The following is an 18,345-nucleotide window of genomic DNA, read 5'->3' as shown; positions in this document are numbered from 1 at the left end:
CACTGGCCGCGAGGATCGCCAACCAACAGGGGCCGCGCTGCCGTGACATTGACCGCGCATTCCGGACTTCCAGAAGGCGGTAAGGCCCGCAGGGTTTACCTGTTGCTGCGCGACGAAATTTCAAACGGTGTTTTCAGGGACGGATCGCGCCTGCCCGGTGAGCATAAGCTGGCCGAGCAGTTCGACGTGTCCCGCATCACCATCCGCCGCGCGCTCGAGGCGCTGGCCGCCGATGGCTGGATCGAGAAAAAGACAGGTGCCGGGTCTGTTGTGCGGGCGCAGGAGCAGGCGGGGCAAAGGCTGTCCGCCGATTTCGCGACGCTGATCCCGCATCTGGTCGAGATGGACCGCAAGACAACCGCGCGGCTGTTGTCCTTTTCCTATGATAACGCGCCTGCGGCGGTGGCCGAGGCGCTGGGCATCCCCGAAGGTGCCGATGTGCAAAAGGCGGTGCGTGTGCGGTCCTCGGGTGGTCAGCCCTTTTCGCACCTCACCACCTACGTGCCGAAAGACATCGCCGTCAGCTATGACGAGGCCGACCTTGCCACGCAGCCACTGTTCCGTCTGCTCGAACGCAGCGGTGTGAGCGTTGCCAGCGCGCATCAGACCGTGACCGCAGCCCTTGCCACACCTGATGTGGCCGAGGCGCTGGAGGTGTCGGTCGGGTCTCCGCTTCTCTTTGTTCAGCGGATCGTGCGGGATGCAAACGGGCAGGGGGTCGAACACCTGTCCGCGCTCTACCGGCCCGATCTGTTCCGGCTCGAAATGAGCCTTGCGCGGGTCGGCGCAGGCGAAGCGCGGCACTGGGAACCGGTGATCGGAGGGGGCTCCAAATGACCGGTCGCCGTCTTCTCGACAAGCTGTGGGAGAGCCACGAAATCCTGCGCCGCGAAGACGGGACAAGTCTGCTTTGGGTCGACCGGCATCTGGTCCACGAAGGCTCGCACCACGCCTTTGCCAAGATCGCAGAGCGGCGTGTGCCGGTGGCCGAGTCGGGCCTGACCTTTGGTGTGGCCGATCACTATGCGCCCACGCGCGGTGCGCCTGCGACGGACGCGATTGCGCGGATGATCGCGACGCTGGCGGAAAACACCGAGAAGCATGGGGTCACCTGTTTCGGCCTCGACGATCCGCGTCAGGGCATCGTGCATGTGATCGGGCCGGAACAGGGGCTGACCCTGCCGGGTCTGCTGATCAATTGCGGCGACAGTCATACGTCCACCCATGGTGCCTTCGGGGCGTTGGCCTTTGGCATTGGCGCAACCGAAGTGGCGCATGTGCTGGCGACGCAAACGGTCTGGCAGAAGAAACCCAAGGCGATGCGGATCGACGTGACCGGGCGGCTTGGGCCGGGTGTCGGTGCCAAGGATCTGGCGCTTGCGTGGATTGCCAGGCTGGGCGCCGACGGCGCGCGGGGGCATGCCATCGAATATACCGGGTCCGCCGTGCGGTCCCTGTCGATGGAAGGGCGGATGACGCTGTGCAACCTCTCGATCGAAGGCGGCGCCCGCTTCGGAATGATCGCGCCGGATGAGACCACGTTTGCCTATGTCAAAGGGCGTCCCTTCGCGCCCAGCGGAGACGATTGGGATCGCGCAGTCGACCTTTGGTCCGAACTGCCATCGGACGCGGATGCGAAGTTCGAAACCGAAGTGACGATGGACGCGTCAGAGATCGCGCCCATCGTGACTTGGGGCACGACGCCGGAAGACGCCTTGCCGGTGACAGCAACAATTCCCGACCCCGCGCGTATGCAAGGCAGCGCCGCAGAGCGCGCGCGCAATGCGCTGGACTACATGGGGCTGACGCCGGGGCGCAAGCTGACCGAGATCGCTGTCGATCAGGTGTTCATCGGCTCCTGCACCAATGCCCGCATCGAAGACCTGCGTGCAGCGGCGGTGGTGCTGGCAGGGCGAAGGGCCAAGGTGCCGGGGATCGTGTCCCCCGGTTCGCAACAGGTCAAAGCGCAGGCCGAGGCAGAGGGGCTGGACCGTATCTTCATCGATGCAGGGCTCGACTGGGTCGGCTCGGGCTGTTCGATGTGCGTGGCGATGAACGGCGACCATGTGGAGCCGGGCAAGCGCTGTGCTTCCACCACCAACCGCAATTTCCGGGGGCGTCAAGGGCGTGGGTCGCGGACGCATCTCATGTCGCCCGCGATGGTGGCGGCGGCGGCGGTGACCGGGCATCTCACGGATGTGCGCGAACTTCTGAAAGAGCGGGAGGTCGCATGAGCGGGTGGAGCACACATAGCGGCCTTGCCGTGGCCCTGGACCGCGAGAACGTGGACACCGACCAATTGATCCCGGCGCGGTTCATGTCGACACCTAGGTCCGAAGGCTATGGTGATTTCCTGCTCTACGATTTCCGTAACGATATGTACGGAAATCCTGTTCCGGACTTCCCGCTGAATGCCGTCCCCAACGCCAGCATCCTGATCTCACGCCGAAATTTCGGAAGCGGCTCGTCGCGCGAGGCGGCAGTTTATGCGCTCGTGGATTTCGGCATCCGCGTCGTGATCGCCCCCAGCTTTGGCGACATCTTCGCGAGCAACTCGGTGAACAACGGCCTTCTGCCCGCCCGCGTGACAGAGACAGAGGCCGACGCGGCCATTGCAGCCTTGGCGGGCGGCGCAAAAGAGGTGACGGTTGACCTGACCGACAGGACAATCCGGTTCGGCAACACCACACTCGAGTTCGCTCTGGACGATGTCTGGCAGCAGAAACTCATCAACGGGTGGGACGACATCGACCTGACCCGGAACCATAAACAGGCCATCGCGGCATTCCGTGCGCAGCATGCGCAGGCCATGCCGTGGGCCGTCCAAGTCCAACAGACCAACTTCAGGAGCGCGGGGCGGGACACCGTTTCGCAGTAACATCGGCCAGGATGGCCGAAGGGTGTAGGAGGAACTAACCATGACGATGAATTTGCTCAAAGGCTGCGTTGCCGGTGGCGTGTTGCTTGGGTCCGTGGCCCATGCGGAAGAAACCATCACGGCGGTGCATGCTTTCCCTGAAACGCTGATCTACACGCAAAGCTTCCTGTCTTTCGTGGAAAAGGTGAACGCGGCGGGCGAAGGTGTGATCCAGATCGAAGTGCGCGGCGGGCCCGAGGCCATCGGCATGTTCCAGCAGCCCGATGCGGTGCGCGACGGGATCGTGGACATGGTCTATACGCCGGGGTCGTTCTACGGCGGCGCTCTGCCCGAGAAAGACGCGCTTGTGGCGTCCAACCTGACTGCCATCGAAACCCGAGAAAACGGCGGGATCGAGTTGATCGACCGGATCCACCAGGAACGCATGGGCCTCAAGTATCTCGGCTGGTTCGACAGCGGTGTGTGCTACAACCTCTGGACCCGCAACGAGCCGTCTTTTGATGCCGACGGCAATCTTGAAGTCGATGGACTGCGACTGCGTGGTAACGCAGTCTATAACGCCTTCTTCACCAACTACCTGCAGGCTCAGGTGATCGACCTGCCCACGGGCGAGGTTTATTCCGCGCTTCAGAATGGCGTTGTGGACGCAACCGGCTGGACCCAGATCGGCCTGATCGACCTCAAGTGGAACGAGTTCCTGAACTACCGGATCGAACCGTGCTTCTTCTCGACCGACCTTGGCGTGATCGTAAACCTCGACACATGGGAAGGGCTGAGCGACGAGGCCAAGACCATCCTTCAGGACACCGCGATCCAGCACGAGATCGACAGTGTGAACGCGCTGCGCACCAAGCGCGACGAAGACTTTGCCGCTCTTGAAGAGGCGGGCATGAACGTGGTGTCGCTCGAAGGTGAGGCGAAGGCCAACTACCTTGCTGCCGCGCGTGAAACCACTTGGGCGCGGATGAAAGAGCTGATGGAAGCCGAGCCGCAGTCGGTGGCGAGCTATGACGATCTGATCGTGAAGTTCTACGATCCGGCCGCAGACAACTAAGACCATCGGGCCGGGGCAATTGTCCCGGCCCACCCTTCTTAAACGGATGACCCCATGCGCGCCGTGACCCGCGTCTATGACGCTCTGCTTTACACGATGGCTTTCATCGCAGCCGTGACCCTTGTCTGGCTGATGGTGTCGGTGGTGGTGTCCGTCCTGATGCGCAATCTGGGGCTTCAGCCCTTTGCATGGCTGTTCACGTCAGCCGAATACGGCATCCTGTACATGACCATGCTTGGCGCGCCCTGGCTCGTGCGCGAGAAGGGGCATGTGCATATCGAGCTGGTGACAGCCGCTCTGCCGGGGCCGCTGCGAAGGTTCGTGAGCCGTCTGGTTGCCGCGCTTTGCGTTCTCGTCTGTGTGATCCTTGCGTGGTACGGGCTGCAGCTTTTCCTCACGAATATCGAGCGCAACAACTACGATGTGCGCGCCTATTACTACCCCCGTTGGCTGCTAACCGTGACCTTCCCAATCGCCTTTTCGGTGATGGCGATAGAATTCTCGCGGTTCGTGTTCGGGTCTGACCTCATGCACTCGGGTGAAGCGGGGATTCACGAATAATGGAATGGTTCGAAGCCCTTGGTCTGCTGGTCGGCAGCATCATGCTCCTCATGGCGATCGGCATGCCGGTTGCTCTGGCTTTCCTTGCGGCAAACATCATCGGCGCATGGGTATTCATGGGGGGCGACCGTGGAGTGGTCGCGCTGCTGAACAACGGGTGGGGCGCGCTGACGATCTTTGCGCTGGTGCCGATCCCGCTTTTCCTGCTCATGGGCGAGATCTTTTTCCAGACGGGCTTGGGCAGTCGCATGTTCTCGGCCATCGACAAGCTGCTGGGGCGGCTTCCGGGGCGGCTGAGCTATGTCACCGTTCTGGGCGGTACCGGGTTTTCCACGCTGTCAGGGTCGTCGATGGGATCAACTGCGCTGCTTGGATCATTGATGGTGCCCGAGATGAACCGGCGCGGCTACAAAAGCCACATGTCCATCGGTCCGATCCTTGGTACCGGCGGTCTCGCCATCATCATCCCGCCGTCGGCTTTGGCCGTGCTGCTGGCGACACTCGCCAAGATCGACGTGGGCGCTCTGCTGATCGCAGGTGTGATCCCGGGGCTGATCCTCGCCAGCTTCTATGTCGCGACGATCTATCTGCAAACCAAGATCGACCCGGACGCGGCGCCGGCCTATGACGTCGAAGAGATGACTGGGGCCGAAAAGCTGGGCATTCTGATGCGGGACGTCGTGCCGATGATTGGCTTGATGGTGGTCATCGTGATCATGATGATCAATGGCATCGTCACCCCCTCCGAAGCCGCCGCCTTTGGTGCGCTGGGTGTGTTGATCCTTGCCGCCTTTTATCGGTGCCTAACATGGGACGCGGTCAAGAAATCCGTGCGCGGCGCGCTGCGCGTGACATTGATGGCCTATCTGATTGTCTTTGGGTCGGCCACCTTCAGCCAGCTTCTGGCCTTTTCCGGCGCATCGAAGGGGCTGATCAACTGGGCGACGGGGTTCGATCTCGACCCGACACTGATGCTTCTGGTGATGTTCGGTGTGCTGCTCCTTCTGGGCATGTTCATGGAGCAGATCTCGATCATGCTGCTCACCGTGCCGATCTTCTTCCCGTTGGCGCAGACCCTTGGGTTCGATCCGATCTGGTTCGGTCTCATCATGCTGTTGTCATTGGAAATCAGCTTTACGACACCACCGTTCGGGCTGTTGCTTTTCGTGATGAAAGGGGTGGCTCCACCGAACACAACCATGCGCGAGATCTACCGGGCGGCGATCCCGTTCATCCTGTGCTCCTTGCTGGTGGTGGCGTTGCTGATCCTCTTTCCACCTTTGGCGACGTGGTTGCCGGGGCTGGGATGATGGGCTCTCCCTTGGGGTGAGTGGATGGCGGAAACTGTCGGCGCCGTAATCCACACGGTCAGCTTGCGCCTTATTTTTGTGCATTTAGCAAGATTTTTGGGCGACATCGCGCCTTGAACGCAGCGCTGCCTTGCACTCCGCCCTGCGCTGAGCAAGCGTTTAATCATGTCTGAACACTCTGTCTTCGATGAAATGTGGGGTCGTGATGCGCAGCTTCGCGCGCCCTACCAGAATTTTTTCGATTGGTTCGATCAGGAAGATCCCAAACGATTGCGCGCAAAAAACCGCGAGGCGGAAGACCTGTTCCGCCTGACGGGCATCACCTTCAACGTCTATGGCCGGTCCGAAGCCGAAGAGCGGTTGATCCCCTTCGACATCATCCCCCGCATCATATCGGGTTCTGAATGGGCCAAGCTGTCCCGCGGGATCGAACAGCGTGTGCGCGCGATCAACGCGTTCCTGCACGACATCTATCACACGCAGGAAATCGTGAAGGCGGGCCGCATCCCGCGCGAGATGATTTCCCAGAACGAGGCCTTCCAGCCCAAGATGATCGGCGTCGATGTGCCGGGCGGCGTCTATACACACATCGTCGGCATCGACCTTGTCTGCACCGGGCCGGGGGAATTCTATGTTCTCGAAGACAACGCCCGCACGCCCTCGGGGGTGAGCTATATGCTCGAGAACCGGGAAACGATGCTGCAGATGTTCCCCGAGCTGTTCTCGAAGAACCGCGTTCAACCCGTCCAGCAATACCCGATCGACCTGCGCCGCTCTCTGGCGGCCTGTGCGCCGGCCATGGCGGATGGCGATCCGACCGTCGCGGTGCTGACGCCGGGGATCTACAATTCGGCCTATTTCGAGCATGCCTTCCTTGCCGACCAGATGGGGGTCGAGCTTGTCGAAGGGCATGACCTGCGGGTGATTGACGGGCGCGTGGCGATGCGCACCACGCATGGCTACAAACCCATCGACGTGCTTTACCGTCGGGTAGACGACGACTTCCTCGATCCGCTGAACTTCAATCCCGAAAGCCAACTCGGTGTGCCGGGGATCATGGATGTGTATCGGGCCGGTGGGATCACCATCGCAAACGCGCCGGGGACGGGCATTTCCGATGACAAGGCGATCTATTCCTACATGCCGGAAATCGTCGAGTTCTACACCGGCGAACGGCCCTTGCTGCAGAACGTCCCGACATGGCGCTGTTCGGAACCCGATGCGCTGGCGCATGTGCTCGACAATCTTGAAGACCTCGTCGTCAAGGAGGTGCACGGGTCGGGTGGCTACGGCATGCTGATCGGTCCGACGGCGACGAAAAAAGAAATCGCGGCCTTCCGCAAGAAGCTCAAGGCGCGGCCCAAGAACTATATCGCGCAGCCGACGCTCAGCCTGTCCACGGTGCCGATCTTTGCAAAGTCGGGCCTCACCCCGCGCCATGTGGACCTTCGGCCCTATGTGCTTGTCAGCCCCGATGGCATCAAGATTACGCCGGGTGGCCTGACGCGTGTGGCGCTCAAGAAGGGATCGCTGGTGGTGAACTCGTCGCAGGGCGGCGGGACAAAAGACACCTGGGTTCTGGAGGAATAGCGCCATGTTGGGAAAAACCGCCAATGGCCTCTTCTGGATGTATCGTTACATGGAGAGGGCCGAGAACACCGCGCGCCTTATCGAAACCGGGCAACGCATTGCCCTGACCCGGCTCAACCAGAGCGACGACGAATGGGCGTCCGTTCTGCAATCCGCCGATTGCCTGTACGGGTTCAAGGCGGCACATGACGAGATGTCGCGCGATCTGGCGGTCGACTGGATGCTGCGCAGCAAGGACAATCCGTCCTCGATCCTGTCGAGCGTGAACGCCGCGCGCCAGAATGCGCGGCTTGTCCGGACGGCGATCACCGGCGAAGTCTGGGAAGCCGTCAACTCGGCTTATATGGAGCTGAAATCGGCGCTGGCCCGCAAGGTGTCAGAGCGGGATTTGCCCAGTGTCCTGCGCCTGATCCGCCATCACGCTGCCCTTGTGCGCGGTGTGACCCACGGCACGATGCTGCGCAACGACATCTACGACTTTGCGCGTCTGGGCACATTCCTGGAACGTGCAGACAACACGGCGCGTATTCTCGATGTGAAATACTACGTCCTGCTGCCATCGGCGCGGGCCGTGGGCACTTCGCTTGACAATGTGCAGTGGGAATCGATCCTGCGGTCCGTCTCGGCCAAGGGCGGATTTCGAATGGAATATGGCGCAGGAGGCGGCCCGCGCGAAATTGCGGCCTTTCTGATCCTCGACAGACGGATGCCCCGGTCATTTGCCTTCTGCGCGGGCAAGCTGCGCGATAACCTTGGGTATCTCGGCGGCGAAGACGATGCCGGTGCCTTATCGCGGGAGAAGGTGGCGGCGCTGGAATCCGGACTTCGGTCCAGAAGCATTGACGATATCTTCGAATTTGGGTTGCATGAGTTTCTCCAAACCACGCTCGAGGACCTGTCCGGCATCTCGCGCCAGATCGAACAGGATTTCCGTTTCTATGCCTAGACCCAGACACACCCGCCCTGCATGAGAATTAAGATCGAACACAGCACGGTGTATCGGTTTGATACGCCGGTGATCTACGGCCTGCAGCAACTGCGCAAGACGCCCAAGACGTCGTACAACCAGTCCGTTGTTGCATGGGAGACCCGTATCACCGGCGGGCGCAAGGAAGTCGTGTTTGACGATCACCATCACAACGTCACCGAGTTGATCAGCTTCGATCCGAACGTGACAGAACTGAGCGTCGTCAGTTTGGGGGAGGTCGAGATCACCGACAATGCGGGCATTCTGGGGCCGCATCATGGACTGACCCCGTTGTGGCTCTATACGATGGGAACCCCGCGCACCGAGATCGGACAAGGCACCAAGGCCCTGATAAAGGGGATGGATGCCGAACCGGGCATTCCCGAACTGCACGCACTGTCTGACCGTATCCGCACGCAGGTGCCCTATACCCTTGGCGCGTCTGCCCCGGACTGGAGCGCAGAAGACGCAATCGCGGCAGGGCAGGGCGTGTGTCAGGACCACACCCACATCATGATCGCCTGTGCCCGAGCGCTGAAACTGCCCGCACGCTATGCCAGCGGATACCTGATGCTCAACGACACCACAGCGCAGGATGCAATGCACGCCTGGGCCGAAGTGCATGTCGACGGGCTGGGCTGGGTCGGGTTCGACGTGTCGAACGGTGTCTCTCCGGACACACGCTATGTGCGCGTTGCGACGGGGCTGGACTATTCCGATGCAGCGCCGATATCTGGTACGCGGATCGGCGGAGTGAACGAGGAATTGCACGTCAGCATCCACGTGATTCAGCAGTAAAGGCACACCCAGGTGACATATTGCGTTGGAATGATGCTGCGCAGCGGTCTGGTCTTCATGTCGGACACCCGCACCAATGCCGGGTTGGACAACATCTCGACGTTCAAGAAGATGACCATCTGGGAACAGCCGGGGGACCGCGTGCTGACGCTGATGTCGGCTGGCAACCTTGCCACCACTCAGGCGGTGGTCAGCCTGCTTGACGAACGCAGCAAGCAACCCGAGGACAGGACGCCATCCCTGATGAAAGCGCCGTCGATGTTTCAGGCCGCCTGCATGGTGGGCGACACGCTGCGCGAGGTCATCAAGGGTCTGCGCGATGGCGGGCAACGCGCGGATACCTCTTTTGAGGCCACGCTGATTCTCGGCGGTCAGATCGCCGGTAGCCCGCCGCGTCTGTTCCTGATCTATCCGCAGGGCAATTTCATCGAAGCCGGGGAAGACACACCGTTTTTCCAGATCGGCGAAATCAAGTACGGTCGCCCCATCCTTGTCAGGGCCTATGATCCCGATCTCAGCTTTGCCGATGCCCTCAAGCTGCTGCTGGTCAGTTTCGATTCGACGCTCAAGGCAAACCTGTCCGTGGGCGCGCCGCTGGATTACTTCTGCTACAGGACGGACAGTCTCGAGAAAAAGCATGTCGGACGGGTCGAAGCCGACAATCCGGAATTTCAGGCGATCTCGACTCAATGGGGCAATGCGCTTAAGCAGGCGCTGGATACGTTGCCCGACGTCAACCTGAACACCAACTGAAGCCACAAGCCGGAAGTCCTGTCATGTCTGCAAGCCCCGTAATCTGCGTCGGCGGTGAAAACCTCATTGATCATGTGACCCGAGACGGAGAGGTCTCGGCCCTTGCCGGTGGATCGCCCTTCAATGTGGCGATGGCTCTGGGGCGCCAGCAGGCCGATGTGCATTACCTCACGCCGATCTCGACCGATACGTGGGGGGATCGTCTGGCGGATACGCTGACGTCCTCCGGCGTGACCCTTGCGGGAGGTCGCGTCGACGCCCCCACGACGATCGCCCGTGTGACCGTAACCCAGGGCATCCCGTCCTACGTGTTCGAACGCGATGGCACCGCCGAGCGCAGCGTGACGGCCGCGTCCCTTGCCGCCGCAATGCCTGACGGCACGACCGCGCTGCACACAGGATCGCTTGCGCTGACCGATGGCGCGGACGCCGACGCGTGGGAGGACACCTGCAAGACCGCCCATGCGGCCGGCACGCTCGTGTCGCTCGATCCCAACGTGCGCCTGTCGATCATCAGCGATATCGACGCCTATCGCGCGCGGATCTTCCGCATGATGAAAGCGGCGCATGTCCTGAAACTCAGCGATGAAGACCTCGAAGGTCTGTGCCCCGACATGCCGCAGGATGTGGCCCTCGCGCATGTGCGCAGCGAGACATCCGCAGCGCTTCTGGTCATGACCAAGGGGCCTGAAGGCGCAACTGCGATGCGCGGCGACATCTCCATCGATATCCCTGCACCCCCTGTGCCGGGCCTTGTGGATACCGTTGGGGCCGGCGACACGTTCATGGCCACGCTACTGGCTGGTCTCGCCCGCATCGACGCTTTGGCTCCGGCCGCGCTCGATGCGCTCGATGCTGCACAGGTCGAGGCGCTCATCCGCCGCGCCGGCATGGCCGCCGCCATCAATTGCAGCCGTGCGGGCTGCAACCCGCCCACCCTTGCGGAGCTTGACGCGGCGATGGCTGCGGTCAGCTGACGCAGTGGACCTCTATCTCGACACGGCGGATCGGGAGGCCTGGGCCGATCTTATGCCATTGGGCCTGTTTCGGGGCATCACCACCAACCCGCTCTTGGCCCAGCGGGCAGGTCTCGACTATCCGACCATCGACTGGACAGATCTCGCCCGTCGCGCCCATGACCTTGGCGCGCAAGAGCTGCATGGGCAGGTTTTCGGTCCGGTCGAAACCTATCGCGATTGGGCCGCACGGCTCTACGATGCAGGCGCTGTGGCCGGTCTGCGCACGGTCGTGAAAATCCCGATGACACCCGGTGCCTTGCGCGCCCTGCCGTCGATCACGGCTTTGGGCGGTCCGATCCTGCTCACCGCCGTTTACAACCCGAAACAGGTGATCGTGGCCAAGGCGCTGGGTGCCGACTTCGTGGCCCCCTATTTCGGGCGGATGGACGAGGCGGGGCTGCCCGCGCTTGAGCACCTCCTGCAGATGCAGACCATCGCCGCAGGAACCCCTCGCGTGCTCGTGGCCTCGCTGCGCACATCCGACCAGCTGGTGGCTCTTGCGGCCCGCGGGCTCGATTGCTTCACGCTTGCGCCGGACCTCGTTCGATCGCTCCTGTCCGACCCCATGACCGAGGACGCTGCCGCCGCTTTCGAGGCCGCCGCTCAGCCGCTATAGCGACAGCCGTCGCTCCCTCGCACCGCCCCTGCGCCTTGGTTTCGGCAACGCCAGATCAAGTGGCGAGAGCGGCGCATCCAGAGACGCCTTCAGGAGCTTGCAGAATTCGGCAACCGCCGGATCGGTGTCCCGGAACGGCGCTGCAGCCATATAGGCGCAGGTGGCCTCGGTTAGGTAACAGGACTGCGCCGGCAATCCGCCCAGCCATTGCATATAGCCCAACTGGCCGATTTCCCGTGCGCGTTCCGGCGTTCGGGGATTGACCTGCAGCTGGGTCAGGGTTCGTTCTATCGACATCTCAGCGCCCTCCGCGCAGGAACGGGACACAGGAAGGCCGCAGGCATGAATCGCACCCGGATGGGGGCAAGGCATCTGGACCTCCGGTGCACCCCGCCCGGGTTCAGTTCTCATGCGATGGCAGGTCTCCTGACTTGCGGGTCATCGTGTGGTTCGCACCTTCCCAGGCCATCTGGCCCAGTGGCGTTGCGCGAAGCACTCACCGCTTACAGTTGCGGGGGCAGTCACGGATTTTCACCGTATTCCCTATTCGGACGGCGCATCACACGCCGCCCACCATCACCGACACTTTCGTGCATGGCGCGATTCCAATCAATCCGAATTCCGCAGATGCGTCGAATGCGACAGATCTCCGGGTGATGGACACCGATTGTTAAGGGATCGGTGCGATGACGGGGCAGGAATTGGGCGCAATGGTGCAAATCCCGCCCCGTCTTGCAAAAGGTCCAGCTGATGTCCTGCCGTCCGATTGTCCTCGCAATATGGCGCGCATTGGCGCGGATCCTGTGCTGGCCGGTTTCACATGATGAAGGCCGTGTCCGACACGCCGACAATCTGCATCAGGAATCCATCCCGCGATCCGTCCATGATCGCGGAATGAAGGCTGTCACTCCGCTCCACCGCATTCCGAAGGCTGTCTGGCGATCCATCGAACTGCGCCATCAGCTGCCGCGCGTCATCAAGGTCGGACATGCCGTGCGTCACGGCAAAATGCCCGCCCAGCAACACCTTGCCGGCCAGATAAGCGGCATCTGCCGGGCTGCCCGTTGCCGCCTTGGCCCCGGCGAGGATCTCCATGATGAAACGCGCAGGGGCGCCCGCATCGGCGGCTTCCAGATGATCCAACCAGAAAGACAGGCCTCCGGCATCCGGCCTGCGCCCCAGCACACTCTGGTAAACGGCTGCGACGAAGTCCGACGGGTCCGCGATGTCCCCATAAAGCGCGCGGGTTTCCGGCTGATCAAAAAAGTGGGACGCAATATCGCCCATGCTCATCCCATCGGCCAACTGGTTGCCCCAGAAGTAAAGCCCGATCGCATCGGGGGCACGGTTGAAATACGCGATGTAAAGCTCGGTAAGCAAGGACATCGCAGACGGGTCAAGTTGTGCCATCCCGTCAAACTGATCGAGGTCGAGGCCCGATCCGTCAAAGGGATGTGTCTCGCGGTCAAAAGCAATCCGTTCGACATTTCTGATCTGCAGCCCGTCGCCATCCGGACCATGGGGGTCGATCCAGATGTCTGCTCCATCGAACCGCAACGTGTAGGCCGTCTGGTCGCCAGTGATATTCACCGTGTCGAACCCCGCCCCTCCATCGACGAACCGCGCGCCGTCCTCCGGCCGGATCACGTCGTCCCCGTCCATGGCCCCCGTAGCGATCTCGACGGACCGTTCCGCAAACGGCCCGACCAGCCGATCGGGCGGCGCCACGCCCTGGGCGTCAGTGATCCATTGGAGGATGTCGGAATAGTTTTGTGCGACGGCGGAGTGGATGGAGGTTGGGAGCTGGAGGGTTTGAGGGGGCTGTTGTCCTGTGAGGGTTGTGTAATGGATGAGGGAGGCGAGGAAGGCGAGGGTTGGGGCGGCGTGGCCTTCGTCGTCGAGGAAGAGGTCGCGGGCGGTGAGGCCGGAGAGGCCGAGCGCGGGTGCGTCGAGCATCTGGGCGATCTGGGGGCCGACGCTGATGAGGCGGATGTCGAGCTCGGGCCGGGCCTGCTGGAGCATCTGAGTGAGGTCGACCCACCAGTCGTGCCAGTCGCCGGTCATGCGGTCGAGCCAGGCGTCGAAGGCCGCCGGGCTGGCGGGGAAGCCGTCCATCTCGGGCCAGGTTTCGTAGAGGTTGATGGCGGCGCCGGGGGCCTGCGCCTGGGTCCAGTCGATGATGCGCAGCGCCGATTCCAGCGGCGAGGTTGCGGGCTCGTGCCAATAGGGGCTGTCGGGGGACTGGTCCTGCACGAAGTTGACCGCCGAGAGGGTGATCTGGGTGAAGCCCGCCTCGGCAAAGCTCTGGCCGCTTTCCGGGTCCCAGGAGGACGGGACGTCCTCGACCCAGAGATGCGGGTTGGGGGGCAGGTCGTCATGCCGGGTGAGCATGCCGGTCTGGATGTCGGTGGCGTAGGAGGTGCCGGCGGCCTCGGCGAGCCGGTGGGTCCAATAGGGGACGGAGGCTTCGGGATCGCCATTGCCCCAGGCGAAGAGATCGTTGCCGAAGACATATTCGCGCACCGCGTCCACCGGCTGCGGCGCCGGACCGGGTTCGGGCTGGGGTTCCGGCTCGGGTTCGGGCTGCGGCTGGGGTTGCGGCTGGGGTTGCGGCTGCGGCTCGGGACGGGGCTGGGGCGTGACGACCGGGGTATCGTCCCCGTCATCCCCGGGTGTCGGCTCCGGGATCGGGCCGAAGTCGAACTCGCCATTGTCCCAGGTGCCGTCCTTCATCGTGGCCGGAGCCGGGTGGCTGTCCATGAACCGGACCACGGCGTCATGGCGGGCGGTGCTGTCCTGCAGGTGGCGCAGCGAGCCCCAGCTGCCCCACTGGGTGGGTTCGGAGACATCGACGAAGATGTTGAAGAGCGTGCCGCCCGCAGCCTCCCAGCCCGCGAGCAGCTCGGTATAGAGCTGGCCCATGCCGGCGGAATAGTTGAGATGGGTGAAGAACTCGGTGAGCAGGTCATTGTTGACCCAGGACCCGACACCGACGACATGGGTGCCACCCTCGTACATCACGAGGTCGAGCCCGTGGGCATCGGCCACCGCCTTGTGATAGCGGAAGAGCTCGAACATGCCCTGCAGGGAATCCTCGGCATTGCCGGTGACGGAGCCGTCGCGCAGTTCGCGCACGGCCAGATCCACGGCCAGGTCGAAACGGTGCTGGGCGATATAGGCCTGGGCGGCAGACCCGCTGAGCCCCTGGGCGGATGCCTCCTGGCGGGCCTGGGCCTCGCTCCGGGCGATCCAGTCGAGCACGGCGGGGGCTTTCTCGTCGGTGCCGAGGCTGTTGCCGAAATAGCCGGTGATCGCATAGGTGTCGAAGGAGAGGTAGGGCGCGTCATTGGCCGGGCTGAGCGCCTGCCAGGCCGGGGCGTCCAGAATCGACTCCTCGAGGCCGGGCCAGTAGGTGTGGGTCGAGATGACCTTGACCAGCCGGTCCTCGTTGCCGGCATAGACGCTGTCGAGCACGCGGGCCATCTCGGCGGAGCGGGCGCCGTATTCCTGTACCCAGCCATCGCCGAGGTCCTGGCCGAAGCGCGCCTCTGCGGCGGCGGCGGACTCGCGGGCCTGCTCGAACATCCAGTTCCAGACCTCGTTGGACATCTCGATATGGGCGCGCAGATCGGGGTCGAGATTGTCGCGCACATAGGTGGCGAAGTTGCGGATATAGGTCTCGTCGGCGTTCCAGGGGATGTTGAACCAGGGCTCGGTGCCGGTGATATTGGCAAGCGCCACCATCACCTCGAGCGGCACGCCCTGGGAATAGCTGTAGGTGCCGGGCGTGGGGCGGTCGGCCCAGCTGCGGATGGTGGATTCGTTGGTCTCCTGCCAATCCATGAAGCGCAGGGAATGGGCATCGCTGATGACGTCGAGCCAGAGCGGGTTGAACAGCGCGCCGGCCTCGAAGGCGGGGATGTGCTCCTGTTTGACCACCTCGATATTGCGCAGGTAATTGCCGGTGTTCTGCGGATCGGTGTCGGAGATGGAGATGGTGACCAGGCCGCTGCCGGTGGGGGTGTAGTTGAACCAGATCTCGCCCGCCGATTGCGACACGATCTCGGCGCCAAAGACCGAGATCTCGCCCGCACCGTCATAGCTCAGCCGGTAGGTGCCCGCCGTATAGAGCGCCTCGGCCGGCATCTCGGTCAGGATGTAGGTCTCGATGCGGTCGACCCCGGCCGGCAGATCCCGGATCCAGCCCTCGGCATCGAGCACACCCATCCGATCCAGATCCCCGGCGCTGTACGCCCCCCACTGGCTCGCCGTGTGCCCATGCCAGTCCCGCGCCGTCTTGAACACGTCCAGAAACGGCTGCTGCACACTCCAGTCAACAATCCCGCGCAACCCAAACGACAATCCCGCAGCAGACGTCTGCGTCCCGAATACATCGGTCAAGGGCTCCATACCCCTCTCCCCTCATCCAAAACGCCCCCGCGTCGGGTGATGGCGGATGAGAGATGAAGGGGGAGTTAAAGAGTGGATTGTCTGAAAAATGGCCGGTTCGGAGCGGCGCTGGCGGACGCGGGCTCGGCTCAGGTCAAAGCCGTAAAATCAAGTGCTTGAGTGTAGTGATTTCAGAAACTTTGATGGGAGCGGCTGTATTGTTCAAATAGACGGTATTCGAGCGAGTTGGGTGATGGCCGCATCAGCGGGCATGCTGCAATATGGCTGTGGTTTGCTTAGACGAGAGCGACGCGCTGTTCGGCGGCAGGACTTTCGGTCTGGACCGACATGCGGTCAGACTGGCTGATCTAGGGACCGTTTGGATGGTCGAGGCTCGGTGGCTGACGCCCAGCGAACGGGTTACGTGCGACGGAGTTTGATCACCACGTTGACGCTGGAAATTTCGGCACCTTCCGGCGGGCACGGAATCCGTGCAATCTCGAGCTCATCCGCCGGGGCGTCGGTCAGGCGGCCCTCGTCTTCCCAGTAGAAATGCGGATGGTCGTGGGTGTTGGTGTCGAAATAGCTGCGTGCGCCATCGACGGTGACTTCCTGCATCAGCCCTGCCTCGCAGAATGCGCGCAAGGTGTTGTAGACCGTCGCCAGCGACACCTGCTCGCCCGTGTTCTGCGCAGCAGCAAAGAGGCTTTCCGCGGTCACGTGGCGGTTCTTGCCATCACCGACCAGCAAAGACGCCAAAGCCACGCGCTGCCGTGTCGGCCGCACGCCGCCGTGGGACAGCCATTCGGTTCCGCGTTCAATGGATCGTGATGACATGCCAGCAATGCTCCTTCTTCCTGACTATATAGGGTGCGACCCATTCGCAATTCAAATAAATTTCTTGCAACATCTTGTCTCAGCCGATGCCGGGTGGCGGGCTTGCACCGGTTGCGCGCGCAGTGATAGAGGAGGCGGGATTTTGCCAATGACGTCGGGAGCCTTGTCGAACATGACCGAATATCCTCGCAGCTTCGACCGTGATGACCTTCTGAAATGCGCGCGGGGCGAACTTTTTGGTCCGGGCAATGCGCAGCTTCCGGAACCGCCGATGCTGATGATGGATCGGATCACGGACATTTCCGGGGATGGCGGTGCGCATGGGAAGGGCCATGTGGTGGCAGAATTCGACATCACACCGGACCTGTGGTTCTTCGACTGCCATTTTCCCGGCAACCCGATCATGCCGGGTTGTCTGGGCCTTGACGGGCTGTGGCAGTTGACCGGCTTCAACCTGGGCTGGCGCGGCTGGCCGGGGCGGGGGTATGCGTTGGGTGTGGGCGAGGTCAAGCTGACAGGCATGGTGCGCCCCGATCGCAAGATGCTGACCTATTATGTGGATTTCACCAAGGCGATCCAGACCCGCCGACTGACCATGGGTGTCGCCGATGGCCGGGTCGAGGCGGATGGCGAGACCATCTACCAGGTCAAGGACATGAAGGTCGCGCTGTCCGAAAGCTGATCTCTGGCCCGGACGGGGTCAGGTCTTGGGCCCGCGACTGAAGACCATTTTTTGATTGGCGAGTTTGTCCCGCGCGCCGGTCCACGCATAGAACAAGAGAGCCGGGTTCTGATCGGCAACCGTGATGCGGTGGCGCTGTTCGGGCGGGTTGAAGATCAGCGAGCCGGGCGCGTAGACGCCCTGATCGTTCTCGGACACCGCCCCTGACAGGCAGATGTAGCTTTCGGAAATCCCGTCATGGGCGTGGGCGGGATAGGTGCAGCCAGGTGCAAAGAGCACAAGGCCAAGGATCACCTCATCGGTGATCACGGGACCTGTGGGGCCGACCAGTTCCGCATAGGCATAGGTGCGTTCCAGACCGCGCGGCACTTTTTCATAGCCGTATTGCCAGACCAGATGCGCCTGCACGCTTTCCAGCGCCCGGATGAACGGGGCGTGGCGTTCCATCCGGCCATTGTCGAGCGCGCGGCGCCAATGCGCCGTGACGGGTTTCGACACCGCTGCATGTTCTTCGACCGTGGCATTCGCCTTGATCACCCGGCTGATGCTGTCGCGCACGGTTTTCTGATGGCTGCGGATCTTGGAACTGCCGCCGGCCGACAGGCGACGGTACAGCTCGTAACTGTCACGCAGAAGGTACAGCCAGTCGGGGCGGTCTTGCAGGCGGGGGTGGTCGGTCATGGCGCATCCGGGGTCAGGGTCGGTCTTTGTCTGGTGTCTGGTGTCTGCTGTGTCGCGACTCGGGCGTCGGGGTGCAAGGCCGAACGGGTCCCGTTCGCAGATGTGATCACTTGTTTCTACGCCCGTTCGCCGGGGATGTGTCCGATCTGCGCCAAAGCGCCACCATTATGGGCGTTTTTCGGGACGTGCGCAGGTCTCTTGCCGCAGCAA

Annotated in this window: 17 protein-coding genes and 1 riboswitch; of the genes, 13 read left to right on the top strand and 4 right to left on the bottom strand. The window is 62.6% G+C overall.

The annotated features are described in order from the left end of the window. The first annotated feature begins 48 nt into the window (after positions 1-48). The 12 genes from MRY75_RS04580 to MRY75_RS04525 all read left to right on the top strand — a co-directional run bounded on the left by MRY75_RS04580 (position 49) and on the right by MRY75_RS04525 (position 11,546). Complete coding sequence (locus MRY75_RS04580; RefSeq protein ID WP_292305984.1) at positions 49-837, top strand: GntR family transcriptional regulator; 789 nt, start codon at positions 49-51, stop codon at positions 835-837. Continuing rightward, complete coding sequence (gene leuC, locus MRY75_RS04575) at positions 834-2,234, top strand: 3-isopropylmalate dehydratase large subunit (RefSeq protein ID WP_292305970.1); 1,401 nt, start codon at positions 834-836, stop codon at positions 2,232-2,234. The genes MRY75_RS04580 and leuC overlap by 4 nt, the downstream gene beginning before the upstream one ends. Continuing rightward, a complete protein-coding gene (gene leuD, locus MRY75_RS04570; protein WP_292305969.1) occupies positions 2,231-2,878 on the top strand; it encodes a 3-isopropylmalate dehydratase small subunit in 648 nt (215 codons plus the stop codon). The genes leuC and leuD overlap by 4 nt, the downstream gene beginning before the upstream one ends. Before the next feature lie 40 nt (positions 2,879-2,918). Next, positions 2,919-3,932: a TRAP transporter substrate-binding protein DctP gene (gene dctP / locus MRY75_RS04565; protein ID WP_292305968.1), complete on the top strand. Its 1,014-nt coding sequence runs from the start codon at positions 2,919-2,921 to the stop codon at positions 3,930-3,932. 54 nt (positions 3,933-3,986) lie between these two features. Next, positions 3,987-4,493, top strand: a complete 507-nt coding sequence (locus MRY75_RS04560) for a TRAP transporter small permease (RefSeq protein ID WP_292305967.1) — start codon at positions 3,987-3,989, stop codon at positions 4,491-4,493. After that, positions 4,493-5,803 (top strand): TRAP transporter large permease, encoded by a 1,311-nt coding sequence (locus MRY75_RS04555; protein ID WP_292305966.1) that lies wholly within the window; start codon positions 4,493-4,495, stop codon positions 5,801-5,803. Before MRY75_RS04560 ends, MRY75_RS04555 begins: the two co-directional genes overlap by 1 nt. 165 nt (positions 5,804-5,968) lie before the next feature. Continuing rightward, complete coding sequence (locus MRY75_RS04550; RefSeq protein WP_292305965.1) at positions 5,969-7,393, top strand: circularly permuted type 2 ATP-grasp protein; 1,425 nt, start codon at positions 5,969-5,971, stop codon at positions 7,391-7,393. Between the two features lie 4 nt (positions 7,394-7,397). Further along, positions 7,398-8,339 carry an alpha-E domain-containing protein gene (locus MRY75_RS04545; RefSeq protein ID WP_292305964.1) on the top strand — a complete coding sequence of 314 codons (942 nt, stop codon included), beginning with the start codon at positions 7,398-7,400 and terminating at the stop codon, positions 8,337-8,339. A gap of 21 nt (positions 8,340-8,360) precedes the next feature. Then, complete coding sequence (locus MRY75_RS04540) at positions 8,361-9,158, top strand: transglutaminase family protein (protein ID WP_292305963.1); 798 nt, start codon at positions 8,361-8,363, stop codon at positions 9,156-9,158. A gap of 30 nt (positions 9,159-9,188) precedes the next feature. Further along, complete coding sequence (locus tag MRY75_RS04535) at positions 9,189-9,911, top strand: peptidase (RefSeq protein WP_292305962.1); 723 nt, start codon at positions 9,189-9,191, stop codon at positions 9,909-9,911. A 23-nt stretch (positions 9,912-9,934) separates the two neighbouring features. Beyond that, complete coding sequence (locus MRY75_RS04530) at positions 9,935-10,888, top strand: carbohydrate kinase (protein ID WP_292305961.1); 954 nt, start codon at positions 9,935-9,937, stop codon at positions 10,886-10,888. A gap of 4 nt (positions 10,889-10,892) precedes the next feature. Beyond that, the gene (locus MRY75_RS04525) at positions 10,893-11,546 is read left to right on the top strand and encodes a transaldolase family protein (RefSeq protein WP_292305960.1); all 654 of its coding nucleotides are present in this window, start codon (positions 10,893-10,895) and stop codon (positions 11,544-11,546) included. Here MRY75_RS04525 and MRY75_RS04520 read toward each other — a convergent pair. The 3 genes from MRY75_RS04520 to irrA form a co-directional block, all read right to left on the bottom strand. Next, positions 11,541-11,843, bottom strand: coding sequence for a hypothetical protein (locus tag MRY75_RS04520; protein ID WP_292305959.1), 303 nt, complete (start codon positions 11,841-11,843; stop codon positions 11,541-11,543). The genes MRY75_RS04525 and MRY75_RS04520 overlap by 6 nt on opposite strands. A 101-nt stretch (positions 11,844-11,944) precedes the next feature. Next, positions 11,945-12,139: riboswitch (cobalamin riboswitch) on the bottom strand. A gap of 223 nt (positions 12,140-12,362) precedes the next feature. After that, complete coding sequence (locus tag MRY75_RS04515; RefSeq protein ID WP_292305958.1) at positions 12,363-15,956, bottom strand: DUF4214 domain-containing protein; 3,594 nt, start codon at positions 15,954-15,956, stop codon at positions 12,363-12,365. 399 nt (positions 15,957-16,355) lie between these two features. Beyond that, positions 16,356-16,772, bottom strand: coding sequence for an iron response transcriptional regulator IrrA (gene irrA, locus MRY75_RS04510; protein ID WP_292305957.1), 417 nt, complete (start codon positions 16,770-16,772; stop codon positions 16,356-16,358). A gap of 172 nt (positions 16,773-16,944) precedes the next feature. On the opposite strand from irrA, the gene fabA reads away from it, so the two are divergent. Further along, positions 16,945-17,454, top strand: coding sequence for a bifunctional 3-hydroxydecanoyl-ACP dehydratase/trans-2-decenoyl-ACP isomerase (gene fabA, locus MRY75_RS04505; protein ID WP_292305956.1), 510 nt, complete (start codon positions 16,945-16,947; stop codon positions 17,452-17,454). 18 nt (positions 17,455-17,472) lie between these two features. On the opposite strand, the gene MRY75_RS04500 is transcribed toward fabA, so the two are convergent. Further along, positions 17,473-18,135 carry a dimethylsulfonioproprionate lyase family protein gene (locus MRY75_RS04500; RefSeq protein WP_292305955.1) on the bottom strand — a complete coding sequence of 221 codons (663 nt, stop codon included), beginning with the start codon at positions 18,133-18,135 and terminating at the stop codon, positions 17,473-17,475. Positions 18,136-18,345 lie beyond the last annotated feature (210 nt).

It is taken from the genome of Marivita sp., from assembly GCF_022763305.1.
In the GTDB taxonomy this organism is placed as follows: Bacteria; Pseudomonadota; Alphaproteobacteria; order Rhodobacterales; family Rhodobacteraceae; genus Marivita.
Note: the sequence above shows the minus strand (reverse complement) of the source record. Positions and strands in the feature narration are given on the sequence as shown.